19 protein-coding genes are annotated in these 17,508 nt (G+C 49.3%); all 19 read left to right on the top strand.

Annotation, left to right across the window (positions count from 1 at the left end):
- The first annotated feature begins 18 nt into the window (after positions 1-18).
- Positions 19-2,091: a type I DNA topoisomerase gene (gene topA, locus WBG83_RS16635; RefSeq protein WP_336746344.1), complete on the top strand. Its 2,073-nt coding sequence runs from the start codon at positions 19-21 to the stop codon at positions 2,089-2,091.
- Between the two features lie 6 nt (positions 2,092-2,097).
- The gene (gene trmFO, locus WBG83_RS16630) at positions 2,098-3,429 is read left to right on the top strand and encodes an FADH(2)-oxidizing methylenetetrahydrofolate--tRNA-(uracil(54)-C(5))-methyltransferase TrmFO (RefSeq protein ID WP_336746343.1); all 1,332 of its coding nucleotides are present in this window, start codon (positions 2,098-2,100) and stop codon (positions 3,427-3,429) included.
- Positions 3,430-3,643: 214 nt separating this feature from the next.
- Positions 3,644-4,189 carry an ATP-dependent protease subunit HslV gene (hslV, locus tag WBG83_RS16625; protein ID WP_336746341.1) on the top strand — a complete coding sequence of 182 codons (546 nt, stop codon included), beginning with the start codon at positions 3,644-3,646 and terminating at the stop codon, positions 4,187-4,189.
- Between the two features lie 18 nt (positions 4,190-4,207).
- Positions 4,208-5,599, top strand: coding sequence for an ATP-dependent protease ATPase subunit HslU (gene hslU / locus WBG83_RS16620; protein ID WP_336746340.1), 1,392 nt, complete (start codon positions 4,208-4,210; stop codon positions 5,597-5,599).
- Positions 5,600-5,639: 40 nt separating this feature from the next.
- On the top strand, positions 5,640-6,419 hold the full coding sequence (codY, locus tag WBG83_RS16615; protein WP_336746339.1) for a GTP-sensing pleiotropic transcriptional regulator CodY: 780 nt from the start codon (positions 5,640-5,642) through the stop codon (positions 6,417-6,419).
- A gap of 245 nt (positions 6,420-6,664) precedes the next feature.
- The gene (flgB, locus tag WBG83_RS16610; RefSeq protein WP_336746338.1) at positions 6,665-7,066 is read left to right on the top strand and encodes a flagellar basal body rod protein FlgB; all 402 of its coding nucleotides are present in this window, start codon (positions 6,665-6,667) and stop codon (positions 7,064-7,066) included.
- Positions 7,067-7,068: 2 nt separating this feature from the next.
- Positions 7,069-7,518, top strand: coding sequence for a flagellar basal body rod protein FlgC (gene flgC / locus WBG83_RS16605; RefSeq protein WP_336746335.1), 450 nt, complete (start codon positions 7,069-7,071; stop codon positions 7,516-7,518).
- Between the two features lie 26 nt (positions 7,519-7,544).
- Positions 7,545-7,850, top strand: coding sequence for a flagellar hook-basal body complex protein FliE (gene fliE / locus WBG83_RS16600; protein WP_336746333.1), 306 nt, complete (start codon positions 7,545-7,547; stop codon positions 7,848-7,850).
- 42 nt (positions 7,851-7,892) lie between these two features.
- Entirely contained in the window at positions 7,893-9,470 is a 1,578-nt protein-coding gene (gene fliF / locus WBG83_RS16595) for a flagellar basal-body MS-ring/collar protein FliF (RefSeq protein ID WP_336746331.1), read from the top strand.
- A 20-nt stretch (positions 9,471-9,490) separates the two neighbouring features.
- On the top strand, positions 9,491-10,498 hold the full coding sequence (gene fliG / locus WBG83_RS16590; protein WP_442955848.1) for a flagellar motor switch protein FliG: 1,008 nt from the start codon (positions 9,491-9,493) through the stop codon (positions 10,496-10,498).
- Entirely contained in the window at positions 10,491-11,312 is an 822-nt protein-coding gene (fliH, locus tag WBG83_RS16585; RefSeq protein ID WP_336746327.1) for a flagellar assembly protein FliH, read from the top strand. Before fliG ends, fliH begins: the two co-directional genes overlap by 8 nt.
- Before the next feature lie 3 nt (positions 11,313-11,315).
- Positions 11,316-12,638, top strand: coding sequence for a flagellar protein export ATPase FliI (gene fliI, locus WBG83_RS16580; RefSeq protein ID WP_336746325.1), 1,323 nt, complete (start codon positions 11,316-11,318; stop codon positions 12,636-12,638).
- A 4-nt stretch (positions 12,639-12,642) separates the two neighbouring features.
- A complete protein-coding gene (fliJ, locus tag WBG83_RS16575; protein WP_336746323.1) occupies positions 12,643-13,083 on the top strand; it encodes a flagellar export protein FliJ in 441 nt (146 codons plus the stop codon).
- 23 nt (positions 13,084-13,106) lie between these two features.
- Positions 13,107-14,012 carry a MotE family protein gene (locus WBG83_RS16570; RefSeq protein WP_336746322.1) on the top strand — a complete coding sequence of 302 codons (906 nt, stop codon included), beginning with the start codon at positions 13,107-13,109 and terminating at the stop codon, positions 14,010-14,012.
- 37 nt (positions 14,013-14,049) lie between these two features.
- Positions 14,050-15,390, top strand: coding sequence for a flagellar hook-length control protein FliK (locus tag WBG83_RS16565; RefSeq protein ID WP_336746321.1), 1,341 nt, complete (start codon positions 14,050-14,052; stop codon positions 15,388-15,390).
- 44 nt (positions 15,391-15,434) lie between these two features.
- Positions 15,435-15,890 carry a flagellar hook capping FlgD N-terminal domain-containing protein gene (locus WBG83_RS16560; protein WP_336746320.1) on the top strand — a complete coding sequence of 152 codons (456 nt, stop codon included), beginning with the start codon at positions 15,435-15,437 and terminating at the stop codon, positions 15,888-15,890.
- Positions 15,887-16,267, top strand: coding sequence for a TIGR02530 family flagellar biosynthesis protein (locus WBG83_RS16555; protein WP_336746319.1), 381 nt, complete (start codon positions 15,887-15,889; stop codon positions 16,265-16,267). The genes WBG83_RS16560 and WBG83_RS16555 overlap by 4 nt, the downstream gene beginning before the upstream one ends.
- 109 nt (positions 16,268-16,376) lie before the next feature.
- Positions 16,377-17,198 (top strand): flagellar basal body rod protein FlgG, encoded by an 822-nt coding sequence (flgG, locus tag WBG83_RS16550; protein WP_336746318.1) that lies wholly within the window; start codon positions 16,377-16,379, stop codon positions 17,196-17,198.
- Between the two features lie 87 nt (positions 17,199-17,285).
- Positions 17,286-17,507, top strand: coding sequence for a flagellar FlbD family protein (locus WBG83_RS16545; protein WP_336746317.1), 222 nt, complete (start codon positions 17,286-17,288; stop codon positions 17,505-17,507).
- Position 17,508: the final 1 nt, after the last annotated feature.

The following is a 17,508-nucleotide window of genomic DNA, read 5'->3' as shown; positions in this document are numbered from 1 at the left end:
AGGGAGGTAGGCTCGGGAATGGCAGATTCATTAGTCATTGTAGAATCACCGGCAAAAGCCAAAACGATCGGCAAATACTTAGGCAGCAAATATATTGTCAAAGCCTCGATGGGCCATATTCGAGACCTTCCAAAGAGCCAAATCGGTGTTGAAGTCGAGAACAATTTCGAACCGAAATACATTACGATTCGGGGCAAAGGAAGCGTATTGAAGGAACTCAAGGACGCCAGCAAAAAAGTAAAACGCGTTTATCTGGCGGCTGACCCTGATCGCGAAGGGGAAGCGATTGCGTGGCATTTGGCGCATTATTTGGATTTGGAACAAACAGAGCCATGCCGGGTCGTATTTAATGAGATTACGAAGCAGGCGGTAAAGGATGCCTTCAAAACTCCGCGCCGGATTAATATGGATTTGGTGAATGCCCAGCAGGCGCGCCGTATTCTTGACCGGCTAGTCGGCTATAAGATTAGCCCCTTGCTGTGGAAAAAGGTGAAAAAGGGCTTATCCGCCGGGCGGGTTCAATCAGTCGCCGTGAAGCTGATTATCGACCGGGAGAACGAAATCAAGGCATTCGAACCGGAGGAGTATTGGTCCATTACGATTCAGCTGTCCGGGGCGAAGCAGGAATTTGAAGCAAAGTTTTACGGTGCCAATGGGGAGAAGAAGGAGCTTCACAGCGAAGCGGATGTACAGCAAATTCTGGATGCGATTCAAGGCGCAGCTTATATTGTAAAGGAAGTCAAGGAGCGGGAGCGTCAGCGTCATCCGTCCGCGCCGTTCATTACAAGTACGCTCCAGCAGGAAGCGGCCCGCAAGCTGAATTTCCGCGCGGCCAAGACGATGCAAATTGCTCAGCAGCTGTATGAAGGGGTTGACCTTGGGAAGGAAGGCACCGTCGGTTTAATTACGTATATGCGTACCGATTCAACCCGGATTTCTCCTGTTGCCCAGGAAGAGGCGAAGGAGTATATAGCCGGAAAATACGGAGCGTCCTACGTTCCCGAAGCACCTCGCAATTACAGCAAGAAAACGGCAAATGCCCAGGATGCGCATGAGGCCATCCGTCCAACATCCGTATTGCGTGTGCCTGAAGAAGTAAAGGAAAGTCTCAGCCGGGATCAGCTTCGTTTGTATAAGCTCATCTGGGAGCGGTTTGTTGCAAGCCAAATGGCTTCGGCGGTTTTGGATACGATGACCGTTGATATCGGTGCAGGTGAAGTCCTGTTCAGAGCTGTTGGCTCAAAGGTGAAATTCCCGGGGTTCATGAAGGTGTACGTTGAAGGCAGCGATGACGGGGCAACAGAGGATGAGAAGTTTTTGCCGCCGCTCAAGCAAGGAGACGCGCTGAACCAGACTTCAATTGAACCGAAGCAGCATTTCACACAACCGCCGCCGCGTTATACGGAAGCTAGACTTGTCAGGGAGCTGGAGGAGCGGGGAATCGGCCGACCGAGTACGTACGCGCCTACGCTGGATACGATCCAGAAGCGCGGGTATATTGCCATGGAAGAGAAGAAATTTTTCCCTACTGAGCTTGGAGGGCTTGTCATCCAGCTTATGGAGGAGTTTTTCCCGGAAATCCTGAACGTGGAGTTTACCGCCCATATGGAAGAAGGACTTGACCATGTGGAAGACGGGGCAATGGACTGGGTCAAGGTGCTTGACGAGTTTTATACCTCCTTCGAGAAACGTCTAGAGGTCGCTGAGGAAGAAATGAAGGAAGTCGAGCTTCAGGACGAAATTACAGATATTCAATGCGAGAAATGCGGACGCTTCATGGCTATCAAGATGGGCCGGTTCGGTAAATTCCTGGCCTGCACCGGATTTCCTGAATGCCGGAACACAAAACCGATTGTCAAAGATACGGGGGTTACGTGCCCGAAGTGCAAGGAAGGGAAAATCATTGAACGGCGGAGTAAAAAGGGACGGATGTTTTACGGCTGCGATCAATATCCGGGCTGTGACTTCGTATCATGGGATAAGCCGGTGGCGAAGCCGTGCCCTAGCTGCGGCAGTATGATGATTGAGAAAAACAGTAAAAGTGGACAGACGATTCAATGCACCCAGTGTGATTACAAAGAAGAGGAGTAACCTGTTTTGAACGCAAATGAACGAGTAACCGTGATCGGCGCGGGTTTGGCCGGCAGTGAAGCCGCATGGCAAATTGCCAGTCAGGGCGTGCCGGTCACGCTTTATGAAATGAGACCTGTACGTAAAACCCCGGCTCACATTAGCGATAACTTCGCAGAGCTGGTATGCAGCAACTCGCTGCGGGCCAACGGCTTGACCAATGCTGTGGGCGTGCTTAAAGAAGAAATGCGGATCATGAATTCCCTTATTATGAGCTGCGCGGACAAGCACGCTGTTCCGGCTGGCGGGGCACTGGCGGTAGATCGGGACGGCTTCTCCGGCGAAGTGACCTCGCGGCTGAGAAATCACCCGCTTATCGAGGTGCGCAATGAGGAATTAACCTCTCTGCCGGTAGACGGGATTACCGTGGTAGCGACCGGACCTCTCACATCACCGGAGCTCTCCGATCATCTCAAGGCGCTGACCGGTCAGGAGTATTTATACTTTTATGATGCGGCGGCTCCGATTGTTGAACGGGATTCGATTGATATGAGCAAGGTGTACCTGGCCTCCCGTTATGATAAGGGCGAAGCGGCATATTTGAACTGTCCGATGACAGAGGAAGAGTTTAACCTGTTTCATGATGCTCTGATTACTGCGGAAACTGCGCCGGTAAAAGAATTTGAGAAAGAAATTTATTTTGAGGGCTGTATGCCGATTGAGGTAATGGCTTCACGAGGCAAGCAAACCGCTCTTTACGGCCCGATGAAGCCGGTTGGTCTTATAAATCCGCATACAGGCAAGCTGCCGTATGCAGTCGTTCAGCTGCGGCAGGACAATGCAGCGGGAACCTTGTTCAATCTGGTCGGTTTTCAGACGCACCTGAAATGGGGCGAGCAGAAACGGGTTTTCTCCTTAATACCCGGGTTGGAAAATGCGGAGTTTGTCCGGTACGGGGTCATGCATCGCAATACCTTCATTAACTCGCCGACCCTGCTTGAGCCGACCTATCAGTTCAAGGGGAGAAGCAAGCTTTTCTTCGCAGGCCAAATGACAGGCGTGGAAGGCTATGTGGAATCAGCGGCTTCCGGTCTCATTGCAGGACTCAATGCAGCTAGGCTGGCAAAGGGCCTGGATTGCCTGGTGCTTCCGCATGAAACAACGCTTGGCAGCATGGCGAACTATATTACAACAGCGGACTCCAAGCATTTCCAGCCAATGAATGCCAATTTCGGGCTGTTCCCGCCGCTTCCTGAACGAATTCGCGGGAAAAAGGAAAAGAATGAACAGCTCGCTCAGCGGGCATTAACAAGCATACGTAATTTTTCAGAAAATATCCACAATTCAACTTGTAAGTAAAACCATGACTATGGTACGATATACATGTTTTACATTGATCCATGTGGCAGCGGCGCGGTTCCGGCTCAGCTGCCGTTCCTTATGTTCAGGCAGTGCAAACAGGTAAACGGGTGAACATTATGTTTACAATTCATGCGTAACGAAGCGGCTCGGGCAAGCAAACAGCGCTTCGTTCGTTTTATTTCAAGCAGATTTACGGAAACGGGGGATGCCTGTGAGCAGCCAATTTCATGCGACAACAATTTTTGCAGTGCGCCATCAAGGCAAAGGGGCGATTGCGGGAGACGGCCAGGTTACATTCGGCAATCAGATGGTCATGAAGCATACGGCGAGAAAGGTGCGCAGGCTTTACCGGGGCAAGGTTGTAGCCGGGTTTGCCGGGTCCGTTGCCGATGCCATCACGTTGTTTGAGAAGTTTGAGGCCAAGCTTGAGGAGCACAGCGGAAATTTGCAGCGCGCTGCGGTGGAGCTTGCCAAGGATTGGCGTTCGGATCGCGTGCTTCGCCGACTGGAAGCGATGATGATCGTGATGGACGCTCAGAGCCTGCTGCTTGTTTCGGGGAACGGCGAAATCATTGAACCTGATGACGGCATTCTGGCGATCGGATCAGGAGGGGGCTACGCTCTTGCGGCCGGGCGGGCACTGAAAGTTCATTCCGGCCATTTGAGCGCAGGACAAATCGCCAAAGCCGCCCTGGAAACCGCAGCGGATATTTGTGTCTTTACGAACCACAACATTATTTTGGAAGAAATAGAGTAACCGAAAGGGGACGCCGACATGAATAAACAAGCGCTGACGCCGAAGCAGATCGTGGCGGAGCTCGATAAATATGTTGTAGGTCAAAAGAAAGCCAAAAAATCGGTGGCCGTAGCGCTTCGCAATCGTTACCGGCGCAGTCTGCTGGATGAATCCATTCGCGATGAAATTGTCCCGAAAAATATTCTTATGATTGGCCCAACGGGGGTTGGCAAAACGGAAATTGCCAGACGTCTTGCCAAGCTGGTCAACGCACCTTTTGTGAAGCTGGAGGCTACCAAATTCACGGAGGTAGGCTATGTAGGCCGGGACGTGGAGTCGATGGTCAGGGATTTGGTGGAAACAGCGATTCGTATGGTAAAGGCGGAGAAAGCGGAGAAGCTGAAGGACAAGGCGGAGAAAATGGCTAACGATCGTCTGGTCGCTCTGCTGGTTCCTGCTCCTAACCGCGGCAAAGCGCAGAAAAATCCGCTGGAAATGCTGTTTGGCTCGTCCAATCAAAATACAGTGGCGGAAGAGGAGGACCCGGCGATTTCCTCCCGTCGCGAGCAGGTTTTCCAGCAGCTCTTGAAGGGTGAGCTGGAGAATGAGATTGTCGAAATCGAGGTGGAAGACAATTCACCTTCGATGATGGACATGTTCGCGGGACAGGGCAATGAACAGATGGGCATGAATATGCAGGAGATGTTCGGAAGTCTGCTGCCTAAGCGGACGAAAAGACGCAAGCTTCCCGTCAAAGAAGCGCGCAAGGTCTTGATTCAGGAAGAAGCTCAGAAGCTGATGGATATGGATGAGGTTATTCAAGAGGCGATCAGCCGTGCAGAGCAATCCGGTATTATTTTCATTGATGAGATTGACAAAATTGCAAGTCATAGCAGAGGCTCTGGACCGGATGTGTCTAGAGAAGGAGTGCAAAGGGACATTTTACCCATTGTGGAGGGCTCTACGGTCGTAACTAAATATGGACCGGTAAAAACGGACTATGTGCTCTTTATTGCAGCCGGTGCTTTTCATATTTCGAAGCCGTCGGATTTGATTCCCGAATTGCAGGGCAGATTCCCTATTCGCGTCGAGCTTAGCAATCTGACACAGGATGATTTCGTTCTTATTTTGAAGGAACCCCAAAATGCGCTTACCAAGCAATATACCGCACTGCTGGAAACCGAGGGCATCCGCGTTGATTTTTCCGATGATGCTATCGTCGAGTTGGCCCGCATTGCCGCAGAAGTAAATCAAAACACAGAAAATATCGGCGCCCGCCGTCTGCATACGATTTTGGAAAAGCTGCTGGAAGACTTATCTTTTGAAGCCCCGGAAATCACCCTGGAGCGGATTGTAATTACTCCGGAATATGTAAGGGAGAAAATTTCTGACATTGCTCAAAATCGTGACTTAAGTCAGTACATTCTATAAGCTGTTGATGTAGGCAGGAAGGGTATCAGGAGGAACAGAAATGAATTTACTCAACAAAACGCGCACCTTGAATAAATTGCTGCAGCGGGCAGCAGGCAGCTCTTTAAGCTTCATGGATATGGCGGAGGTGCTGCGGGAAACGATTCGCGCTAATGTATATGTCGTTAGCAGGAAGGGGAAAATCCTGGGATACAGCTTGGTGCGGCCGCTGGCTAACAGCGAGCTGCAAGATATGATCTGTGACGACAGGCGGATTCCTTCGGAATACAACAATACGCTGAAGCGAATCGAAGAAACGTCCGACGATATGGATACTAGCGGGCCATATGCCGGATATACCCAAACGATTCAGCAATTTCTACAATGCGGGCATTTGACCATTATCCCGATCATGGGAGGCGGTGACCGGCTCGGTACACTTGTGCTGTGCCGATCGGATGATCCGTTTGTGGAAGACGATCTGATTTTGGCGGAATACGGCTCTACCATTGTGGGCATGGAGATTTTACGGGAACGGGCAGAAGAAATGGAGCAGGAAGCCCGGAACCAGACGGTGGTTCAGGTTGCTGTGAACTCGCTGTCATATAGCGAGATGGAGGCCGTTGAGCACATTTTTGAAGAGCTGAAAGGCAAGGAAGGGCTGCTGGTCGCCAGTAAAATCGCTGATCGCGTCGGCATTACCCGTTCGGTCATCGTCAATGCCCTTCGCAAGCTGGAAAGCGCCAGTGTTATTGAAACGCGCTCCCTGGGAATGAAAGGGACCTACATTAAAATTTTAAATGAAAAGCTTGTACAACAATTGTCTCGAATGAAGAATTGAATTTCTGTGATCTTTTTAACATTCGACATTTTTTGTTGCCTAAAAGTCCTATCTTGAATAAAGATAGGGCTTTTTTCTCATTGTCTTTTGCCCGGGACTTCTTCATCATAGACATTGTTTTCTGTTTACAAATCTAGACAATGGTCCAAATTATTTTTAAGAATTCTGTCGAATGAAGAAGGATATTTAATAGCACCTGTTGAAGTAGTAACTCAAAAAATAATGACGTGAAAGAGGTAAAAACCATGTTTTTACTGAATAAGCCAAGCATGAGCCTGATGGAACGTACACTTGATGCAGCAGTGCTTCGACAAAATGTGATATCCAACAATATCGCTAATGTTGACACCCCTCGATTCAAGCGTTCCGATGTCCGCTTCGAAGAATACTTGCAAAAAGAGCTTGGGCAACTCCCGAAATTAGAAGGTTACAGGACTGATCCCCGTCATTTTTACATTGGCAGACAGCAACCCCAAAGTGCCACGATAGAGAGAGACGACAGTACCACAATCAACAATGATTTGAACAACGTGGATATTGATTCGGAAATGTCGCTTCTGGCCAAAAATCAACTCCGCTATAACGTTCTAATCCAACAGGAAAACAATGAATTCAAAAAAATACGTACAGCGATAGGGGGTAGATGATTTTGAGGCTGAACAATGGGTTTGATATCAGTTCTTCAGCTTTGACTGCGCAGCGTCTGCGCATGGATGTAATCTCCTCGAATATTGCCAACGCCGATACGACACGCGGCCGGATGGTGGATGGGAAATGGGTGCCTTACCAGCGTAAGCTGGTTGTTATGGAGCCCAAGGCTCAGGTACCGTTTCAGCAAGTGCTTCAGGGCAGTGTGCGGGATGCAACCGGAGAAGGGATTAAGGTGTCCCGGATTACGGAAGATACCGCGCCGTTTAAGCAAGTCTATAATCCGACTCATCCGGATGCGGACGAGAATGGCTTCGTTCAGCTGCCGAACGTGGATATGCTGAAAGAAATGGTTGATATGATGTCGGCCACCCGTTCCTATGAGGCGAACGTCACAGCTTTAAATGCGTCCAAATCCATGTTAACTAAGGCGCTCGAAATCGGCAGATAAGACTACTCTGAGGGGGGATGAAAATAATGGATATAAAGAGCGTCGCGGGCCTGAGTCCTATGGCTGCAGCGAAACCGGCTGCTGCACAACAACCAGGTGCTGTAGAGCTTTCTAAACAATTCGGCGAATATTTATCGGATGCTTTGGGCAAGGTGAACGAGCAGCAGGCACAAGTCGACAAATTATCCGGGCAGTTCGTGAGCGGCGAGCTGGCGGATGTACACCAGTTATTGATTGCTTCCGAGAAAGCTTCGCTCGGTTTGGAATTGACGGTTCAAATTCGCAATAAAGTCATCGAAGCCTATCAAGATATCATGAGAACGCAGCTCTAATCGTATACGACGACTTAGCGAATGCTTTAGCGGGGTGACATTGTGAATGACACGTTAATCCAATATAAAGAGCGTGCGTCTCAATATTGGAATCAGTTTAATAAGACACAAAAATACATAATCGGCGGTATAGCAGTTATGCTAATCGCAGCCATTCTAATCGTATCCTTAAGTCTTTCCAAAACGGAATACGCCACGGCATTTACGGATTTGCAGCCGAATGACGCTGCAGCTATCAAAGCATACCTGGACGGCAACAAGGTCGAATACCAGCTAAGCCCGGACGGCCGCTCCATCGGAGTTCCGAAAGACAAGGTTGCTTCTGTCCGTCTTGATGTTGAATCTCAGGGCCTCAATAAAAGCGGATCGCTCGGGTACGGCGATTTTAGCGGTAAAAGCACGTTCGGGATGTCCGACAATGAGTTTAATGTCAAATATATCAATGCAGTTCAAGGCGAACTGCAGCAAATGTTTAACAAAATAAACGGCGTGCAGAACTCTAAAGTGATGATCACACTGCCCAAAGAAAATGTGTTTGTGAGAAACGAGAATTTGCAGGAATCGTCGGCAGCCGTTATTTTGAGCATCGCACCGGGATTCCAGTTCGATCAAACACAAATTGATACGATGTACAGCCTGGTTCAGAAATCAATTCCCAAGATGAAGTACGAGAACATTACGATCTCGGACCACAATGGGGAACAGATGCCTTACTCCAAAAGTACGGGCTTTGCTGGCAGCGCCAAAAACCAGGCGGCGGAGCAGTTCCAAATCAAAAAGCAGTTTGAAGCAGACATTCAGAAAAAAATCACTTCCATGCTGGGCGCCGTTCTTGGTCAAAACAAGGTCATTGCCGTAGCGACGGCAACGATGAACTTTGACCAGCGGAACACGGAACGCAATCTGGTTACTCCGGTTGTCGACCAGCAAGGAATTGACATCAGCGTGCAGGAAATTCAAAAAACGCTTGAGAGCGACGGCGGATCATCTACCGGCGGCGTGCCGGGCACAGGCGGAACCGACGTTCCGGGATATCCGGGAAGCTCCGGCTCCGGCAAGGTCAGCTCGGAAGAAGTGCAGCGTACGGTTAATCGTGAAGTTAACCGGATTAAAGAAGCTGTTGTTTCCAGTCCGTATGTTGTACGCGATTTGTCCTTAAGTGTGGGAATTGAGCCTCCTGATCGCAACAATCCGGATTCCCTTACACCTGAGACGAGACAAGCGGTCGAAAAGTTGCTTACAAGTATCGTTTCTACCTCATTGGCTGACAGCGGGCAAACCTTAACCAATGAACAGCTCGCATCACGGGTAACGGTGATCTCACAAACGTTCGCAGGAAATACGGAAACGGCTGCAAGCGGATTGAGTTACTGGTTGTATGGCGCAGGGGCATTAGCGCTGCTGTTGATTGGCGGTCTCGGTTATCTGGCGTTCCGCAAACGGAAATCAGCGGCGATTGAAGAGGAGGAGCTGGCGGAACAATCTCAAATCGAGTACCCGACAATTGATTTGGATAGTGTCAACAATGAAAGTCAAGTTCGCAAGCAGCTTGAACAGCTGGCCAAGAAGAAACCTGAAGAGTTTGTGAATCTATTGCGTACATGGTTAGTTGATGAATAGAGGTGTGATGCGTGGCGAAAATGATGCAGCAAGGTCTGACTGGCCGACAAAAAGCAGCGATTCTTCTTATCAGCTTGGGTCCTGAGGTTTCTGCGCAAATTTTTAAACACTTGCGTGAGGAAGAAATTGAACAGCTGACGCTGGAAATTGCAAGTGTGCGAAAAGTAGATACGTCCGAGAAGGAATCCATTTTATCCGAATTCCATCAAATTTGTTTGGCGCAAGAATTTATTTCGCAAGGCGGTATTCAATACGCGAAGGAAATTTTGGAGAAGGCGCTAGGCTCTCAGAAGGCCATCGATATTATTAACCGTCTGACAGCAACGCTGCAGGTAAGACCATTCGATTTTGCGAGAAAAGCGGATCCGGCACAAATTTTGAACTTTATTCAAAATGAGAATCCGCAAACCATTGCATTGATTTTATCTTATTTGCAGCCGGATCAATCATCCATTATTCTGTCTTCGCTGCCGCAGGACAAGCAGGCGGATGTGGCGAAGCGGATCGCGCTGATGGACAGCACTTCTCCGGAAGTTATCAATCAGGTGGAACGTGTGTTGGAGCAGAAGCTGTCCTCTACAGTTACACAAGATTACACGACAGCCGGCGGTATTGAAGCTATCGTTCAAATTTTGAACGGGGTAGACCGCGGAACCGAGCGTACCATTCTGGATTCCTTGGAAATTCAAGATCCGGAGCTGGCGGAAGAAATCAAGAAACGTATGTTTGTCTTCGAGGATATCGTGAATATCGACAACCGGTCGATTCAGAGGATTATCCGGGATATTGAAAATGCCGACCTGCAGCTCGCGCTTAAAGTGGCCAGCGAGGAAGTGCGTGAAACCATTTTCCGGAACATGTCCAAGCGGATGGCCGAAACGTTCAAGGAAGAAATGGAATACATGGGGCCTGTGCGGCTTCGTGATGTTGAAGAAGCACAAACCCGGATTGTGTCTACGATACGCCGCTTAGAAGAGTCAGGTGAAATCATCATTGCTCGTGGCGGAGGAGATGATATTATTGTCTAATGTCATTAAATCCAACTACTACCAAGTTCTGGGGGATTCCAAGGAAATTCTTGTCAAGCAGCTTCAAATGAAAAACGAAGCGGTTGAAGAAGATGTTTCGGAGCTCAAAAGGGCCATTGAGGAAGAACTGAAGGAAGCGAAAAAAACGAAAGAAGAAATGCTCCGTGATGCCGAAGCATTAGCAGAGGAAACCGTTCGCTCCGCTTTTGATGAAGCACAGCAGATGAAGCTGCAAGCCCAGGAAGAGATTGAGGCTTGGTGGAATGAAAAGCGTGAGCTGGATGAACAAACCCAGGAACACGCCCGTCTCTCAGGCTACGAGCAAGGCTACCAGGAAGGCGAAGAGCAGGCCCGGCAGGAGGTATTGGCGAGTTATCAGACGATGCTGGATGAGGCCAAGCAAATCGTTGAGCAGGCAGCATTGACCAAGCAGCAAGTCATTCAGGAATCCGAGCCCTTCTTGATTGAGCTAAGCTGCTCGATTGCTGAGAAGGTGATTGGACACCAGCTTTCTATCGAAAAAGGCTGGATCATCGAGCTCGTCCAACGCACGCTGCAGCGGCGCCGAGAACAAGGAATCATCACTTTGTGTGTCGCTCCGTCCAACTACAGCTTTATTCAAAATGCAAGGGATGAGCTGCAGCTTTCCATTGATTCTCAAGCCGAGCTGCAAATTATTCCGGATGCGACAGTTCGGGATTTCGGCTGCGTTGTACGTTCTTCTTTTGGCAGCATTGACGCCAGAGTGGACACACAGCTCAATGAAATCAAAAAGGCACTACAGCAAATCGCTGCACAAAGTGAGGAAGGCTAACCAATGAGTAAAGCGCTCAACTTTGCGAGATACATGGATTATTTACAGCATATTGACCCGGTGCGGGTCAATGGAAAAGTGACGCAGGTTATTGGTTTAACCGTTGAATCCGAAGGTCCTGATGCCAGCATAGGCGATGTTTGCTACATTTATCCGATGAAGTCGGATGTGCCGCTTAAAGCCGAGGTGGTGGGCTTTCGCAACAATAAGGTTATTCTGATGCCGCTTGGGGAGCTTCAATCAATTGGTCCTGGGTGCGACGTTGTCGGCACCGGAAAGCCCCTGACGATTCAAGTCGGACACGAGCTTCTGGGTAAAGTGCTGGACGGTCTGGGACAACCGCTGGACGGGACGTTCCTGCCCGCACGGATGGCGCAATATTCCACCCACAACACACCGGCGAACCCGTTAATGAGACCGCGCGTGCTTGAGCCGATTAGCGTTGGCGTACGGTGCATTGACGGACTGCTGACAATAGGCAAAGGGCAGCGTGTCGGTATCTTTGCAGGCTCCGGTGTCGGGAAAAGTACACTGCTCGGCATGATAGCCCGCAACACATCGGCGGATGTCAATGTGATTGCGCTCATAGGCGAACGCGGCCGGGAAGTGCTAGACTTCATTGAACGGGATTTGGGTCCTGAAGGACTTGCCCGCTCGGTTGTCATTGTCGCTACTTCTGACCAGCCGGCGCTGATTCGTATTAAAGGGGCTCAAATCGCAACCTCTATCGCAGAATATTTTCGCGACCGCGGATTAAACGTTATGCTCATGATGGACTCGGTTACCCGTTACGCCATGGCACAGCGTGAGGTTGGACTAGCTGTAGGCGAGCCGCCTGCAACACGGGGCTATACGCCGTCGGTTTTTGCAATGCTTCCTAAGCTGCTGGAGCGCTCAGGGACGGGTCCCAAAGGCTCGATTACCGCATTCTACACGGTGCTTGTGGACGGTGATGATATGAATGAGCCCATTGCCGATGCGGTGCGGGGGATACTTGACGGGCACATTGTGCTTGACCGCAGTATCGCCAATAAAGGCCATTTTCCGGCGATTAACGTGCTGGCGAGTGTAAGCCGGGTCATGAAAGAGATTACTTCGCCGGAGCAAATGACGGCAGCCAATAATTTAAAACGGTTGTTGTCCATTTATAAAGATTCGGAAGACTTAATTAATATTGGGGCGTACCAGCGCGGTTCTAACAATGAAATTGATTTGGCGATGGATTACATCCACACAATTAATGATTTTACAAGGCAAGCAGTGCACGAGAAGGTATCTCATTCAGAGGCGATGGACCAATTAATGCATCAATTTTACAGGAGCTGAGTGAATGAAATTCAAGTATTCCTTTCAAAAGCTGGTGGATTTGAAGGCTAACGAGAAAAGCCAGGCCGAGTGGATGCTTTCCAAAGCGATCGGCAAGCTAAATGAGGAAGAAAGTTCACTTCAAGGATTGCAGGCCGAGAAAACCAGCACGCACGAACGTATGCTGGGGACGGCGGAGCGCAAGGCAACCATCTCCGAAATGATAGCAGCGCAGCATTACATGCAGCATTTGGACCATCGCATTCAACAAAAGCGTCAGGAGGTACATCGCGCACAAAACGAAGTCTCACAGAAGCAAGTATTTTTGTCGGAAAAGATGCTGCAGGAAAAGGTATGGAATAAAGCCAAGGAACGGGCTTACGAAAGCTTTGTTGGCAAAATTCGCAAACAAGAACAGGAAGAACTTGATGAAATCGCTACGGTTCGTCACTCACACATTATGTAGTAGCTTGGAAAGGAGGGGGCGTCATGGCTGGATCTGATGTCGAGCGAACAGGCTACGGTACGTTTGAGAGATTGCTTTATTTATTTCTCATCCCCCTGGTTTTTGTTACGATTTTACTTGGCGTCCTGCTGTCCTTGTTTGATTATGACATCAAGGGAAGCATGCTGAAGATTGGAAATCAAATTCCTTTTCTGGAGAAAATCGTTCCGGATCCGGTTTCTGAAACACCGGCGGTCACTACAGATAAAGGGAGTATGGGAAAAGCCGCGAGCTCTGCCCAGGAAATGGCTGATTTGAAGGCCAAGACGGCGGAGCAGGAATCAAGTCTGGCTGACCTGGACGTTCAAGTGAAGCAAAAGGATCAGACGATTGCAGATTTGATGAAGCAAGTGGCTGATTTGGAGGAGCGTCTCAAGACGAAAATCCAAACGGAAGAAGAGTATACCAAGCAGGTTCAGGCGCTTGCATCGGTTTATGCCAAGATGACTCCAAGTAAATCAGCTCCAATCATAGAGAACCTGACCTTGAAAGAGCAGGTGCTTGTTCTCAGTGAGATGAAGCCGGATGAACGGGTTAAAATTTTGGAGAAGATGGATGCCAAGAAAGCGGCTGAAGCTTCCATCCTGATGAAGGACATCGTTCCGGTCAAGGATCGGGAAATCGCTGCTCTTCAGGAGCGATTGGCTATTAACGGTATCGATACGAAGACGGCGGACAAAATGTCTGCAACCGATTTGGGACAAACCTTTTCCGGCATGAATGCCAAAAGTGCAGCCGCCATTCTCATTGCAATGAATACGGCAAACCAGCCTAAAGTCCTGAGTATTTTACATGCCATGGATAATACCGCACGAGGACAGCTTTTGGCCGCTATCGCTGATGCGAACAAAGATGTTGCCGCCGTTTTGGCAACCAAGCTGGGAGAATAGCAGGCAGGTGATTCGCAACTGAAAGGAGGTGAAAAATATGGACGTAATGGTTAGTTCAGCAACAGTTGCAGGGACCGGCGGACAGGTAGCTTCCACAAAGCAAGCGAAGGAAGGCGGAACGGCTCTATTTTCCAACGTACTGGACCAGCGGCTAACCGGAGCATCTGCTGAAGAACAAGCAGCCGGACTATCCGCGACACTGCAGCTGCTTACCTTGCAGTTAAGCGGAAATGCGCCGCAAGGCCAGGAGGCTGGCCTGGAGCAAATTGCAGATCAGCTGGCGAAGTGGCTGGAAGGCGATCAGGATGAATTAAATGACTTGTTGAACCAGCCGGAGCTTCAAGATTGGTTTGCACAGCTTCAACAGCTGTTGTTTATTATGTCGGATGATACACAACTGACAGAGGAACAGCTGACAGCAATGAACCAAATCAGCGGATGGAGTGAAAACGATACGCTTGAGGCGGCATCAGACCGTGCCGGACAATGGAAGCAATTGCTGGGTCAGTTTGTGCAGACTGTACAGCAGCAGCCGAACCATCCTGGTTTACAGCAGCTTGCACAAGCCTTTAAGGAAATGATGCAGCCGATCATGGAGAAAAAGCTGGAACTGCATGTGCCTGCAGTGGAACAAGCTTCAAGCAGTCAGACAGATTCGAAGCTTGCCGGCTCCGCAGCTTTTGTGTCACAAATGAACTCGGCGTTACAAGCCAAATCCAGTCTCAATCATCTAGCATCGAGATCGGTTATGCCGTTCCAGCTTGATTTACTGAATGGCCCGAAGGACTCTTCGTCTATGCCAAACCATGAGATTGCCGTTGATTCCGCTCTGGATTCAGGGACGGCCACCGGGATAACGAGCCAGACCGTTGACAGCTTGCGCAGCCAAAACGAGCAGGTCCGTGCTATGCCTCATTTGGTTCATGCACAAGCCTTTGCAGAGGAAATGAGCGAGCTTATGCTTCGCAATATTCGTATTGCTAAGGAAGGCGACTGGACACAAGCCAAAATCACGCTTCATCCTGAGACCCTCGGACAGGTCGATATCAAGCTGACGCTTCAGAACGGACAGCTTATCGCACACTTTGCCGCAGATACTGTGCATGGCAAGGAAATGATTGAGAGCCAGCTTGCTCAGCTGCGCGCAAACCTGCAAAACCTAGGACTTCAAGTCGACAAGTTGGAAGTCACTCAAGGCGGAATGTCTTCAGGAATGTTCCAAGAGCAGCGCCAGCAGCAATTTGGTAACCAATCGGGCTCCAAAACGGCCAAGAAGAGTGATGGAAGCATTCAGGATGAGATGGAAGCCATCTCGAACGAACAGGCTGCTCAAATGAAAAAAGAGCTGTCCGGCGGAACTATTGATGTTTCTGCATAGTGTGTTTGCGGTAACTGCCCATTTTATTGTATGGAGGTGAAAACATGTCGACTTCATCCTCACCGTTGTCTTCACCGACGACAGGACTATTTCATGGCACGTACTATGACAAAACAAAGCCATACTCCAATTCCAACGATACGATGGGGAAGGACCAATTCCTTAAGATATTGATGGTCCAGCTGCAAAATCAGGATCCGACCCAGCCGCTGCAGGATAAGGAATTTATCGCCCAGATGGCCCAGTTCACATCCGTAGAACAGCTAAGCAATATGGCCAGCGAAATGAAGTCGCTTCGCCAAAGTCTCGGTATGGCCTCCGACCTCATCGGAAAATCCATCGATTGGGAATTGAAGGATGATGATGGGAACATTACAGCGGAAACCGGAATTGTTGAATCCATCGTCTATAAGGAAGGAATCCAATATGCTGTAGCGGAAGGAGTTGAAGTTCCTCTCGACCAAATTAAGAAAATTTCGGCCGCAGAGGAATCCGAATGACGGACCGCCTGACCGCAGCTCGCCTGTTTCCCGCAGCAATTGCAGCAGGTCATAGAACCACACATGATCAGGTTGCGCCGGGAAACGATGCCAAATCGTTTAAGCAAGTTCTCAATGAGCAGGTCCTTAAGCTGAGTCATCATGCGGAGCAGCGCCTTCAGCAGCGTGGAATTGAAATAAAGCCTGAGCAAATGGCGAAAATTCAAAACGCTGTAGAAAAAGCAGCCTCCAAAGGAGCCAAGGACTCACTAGTCATTATGAACGGGATGGCTTTGATTGTGAGCGTGAAAAATAAGACGATCGTTACGGCCATGGATAGCACAGCTATGAAGGATAATGTATTTACGCAAATTGACAGTGCTGTTATTGTGTCTTGAATTTGCAAGCAAACGGGCCGGCCTGAGGAAGAAGCCCTGGAGTGTTGCGGAACGATTGAAGCAGCTCCGCTTGCAATCCATACGAATCATGTTGAGGAGGCATTTATCCATGCTGCGTTCACTCTACTCCGGCGTTTCCGGTATGAGAGGTTTCCAAACTAAGCTTGATGTTATCGGTAATAACATTGCTAACGTCAACACTGCAGGCTTCAAAGCAGGACGTGTTATGTTTAAAGACATTATGAGCCAGACTATTTCGGGTGTAACTGCACCTGAAGCAGGAACGTCAGGCGGTTCAAACGCAATGCAGGTCGGACTTGGGGTTTCAATGGCGGCCATTGATACGCTTCAGACTCAAGGCAGCGCGCAAACGACAAACCGTGTTCTTGACCTTCGCGTGGACGGAGACGGATTTTTTGCAGTAAGCCCGGATGGGGAGCAAACCTACTTGACCCGCTCAGGAAACTTCTACCTTGATGCGGAAAATCAGCTGGTTAATGCGGACGGTATGTTTGTTTTGGCGTCCGGAGGTGGAACCATTACGATTGATCCTACAGAGGTTACTGCATTTACCATTGCCAAAGACGGGGAGATCATTGCGGTCAACACCGACGGCACTTCAGCCGGACTCGGTGTTAATATCGGTGTTACCAAGGTCGCGAACCCTTCCGGGTTGGAGAAGGTTGGCGGCAATCTGTACCGGGTAACGCCAAACGCGAACCCTGACGGGGCGCTGGATGAGATTACTGAGGCGAATGATACCACTCTCGGCACAGGCGCAATCATTTCCGGACAATTGGAGATGTCCAACGTAGATTTGACTAACGAATTTACGGAGATGATTGTTGCCCAGCGCGGTTTCCAAGCAAACTCTCGCATCATTACGACCTCTGACTCGATTCTTGAGGAAGTTGTCAACTTAAAACGTTAAGCGAATTTCATTGCTTCGTAAGGCGGGAGTATAGAAGCTCCCCCTTACGATATGCTTCATGACATGCTTCACACAGGGAGGCTGGTTATGATTCCTCTAACCCGGCTCAATGGCCAAACGATCGTTCTCAATGCTTTTTTGATTGAGACGGTCGAATCAACACCGGATACACTATTGACACTGACCACCGGAAAAAAAATAATTGTTCGCGAAAAGGTTTCTGACGTGGTAAGCTTGACTCAAAAATATATGCAGCAAATCAGTGCCATCAGGGTCGCGACCAAGTATACTGTGACGGAGGAATCTTAAA

It is taken from the genome of Paenibacillus sp. y28 (assembly GCF_037137075.1).
In the GTDB taxonomy this organism is placed as follows: domain Bacteria; phylum Bacillota; class Bacilli; order Paenibacillales; family NBRC-103111; genus JBBBNV01.
Note: the sequence above shows the minus strand (reverse complement) of the source record. Positions and strands in the feature narration are given on the sequence as shown.

Coding starts and splice junctions, on each gene's coding strand:
- topA (WP_336746344.1), top strand. CDS start 19: ATGGCAGATTCATTAGTCATTGTAGAATCACCGGCAAAAGCCAAAACG.
- hslU (WP_336746340.1), top strand. CDS start 4,208: ATGAATAAACAAGCGCTGACGCCGAAGCAGATCGTGGCGGAGCTCGAT.
- codY (WP_336746339.1), top strand. CDS start 5,640: ATGAATTTACTCAACAAAACGCGCACCTTGAATAAATTGCTGCAGCGG.
- flgB (WP_336746338.1), top strand. CDS start 6,665: ATGTTTTTACTGAATAAGCCAAGCATGAGCCTGATGGAACGTACACTT.
- fliE (WP_336746333.1), top strand. CDS start 7,545: ATGGATATAAAGAGCGTCGCGGGCCTGAGTCCTATGGCTGCAGCGAAA.
- fliG (WP_442955848.1), top strand. CDS start 9,491: ATGATGCAGCAAGGTCTGACTGGCCGACAAAAAGCAGCGATTCTTCTT.
- fliI (WP_336746325.1), top strand. CDS start 11,316: ATGAGTAAAGCGCTCAACTTTGCGAGATACATGGATTATTTACAGCAT.
- fliJ (WP_336746323.1), top strand. CDS start 12,643: ATGAAATTCAAGTATTCCTTTCAAAAGCTGGTGGATTTGAAGGCTAAC.
- WBG83_RS16570 (WP_336746322.1), top strand. CDS start 13,107: ATGGCTGGATCTGATGTCGAGCGAACAGGCTACGGTACGTTTGAGAGA.
- WBG83_RS16565 (WP_336746321.1), top strand. CDS start 14,050: ATGGACGTAATGGTTAGTTCAGCAACAGTTGCAGGGACCGGCGGACAG.
- WBG83_RS16560 (WP_336746320.1), top strand. CDS start 15,435: ATGTCGACTTCATCCTCACCGTTGTCTTCACCGACGACAGGACTATTT.
- WBG83_RS16555 (WP_336746319.1), top strand. CDS start 15,887: ATGACGGACCGCCTGACCGCAGCTCGCCTGTTTCCCGCAGCAATTGCA.
- flgG (WP_336746318.1), top strand. CDS start 16,377: ATGCTGCGTTCACTCTACTCCGGCGTTTCCGGTATGAGAGGTTTCCAA.
- WBG83_RS16545 (WP_336746317.1), top strand. CDS start 17,286: ATGATTCCTCTAACCCGGCTCAATGGCCAAACGATCGTTCTCAATGCT.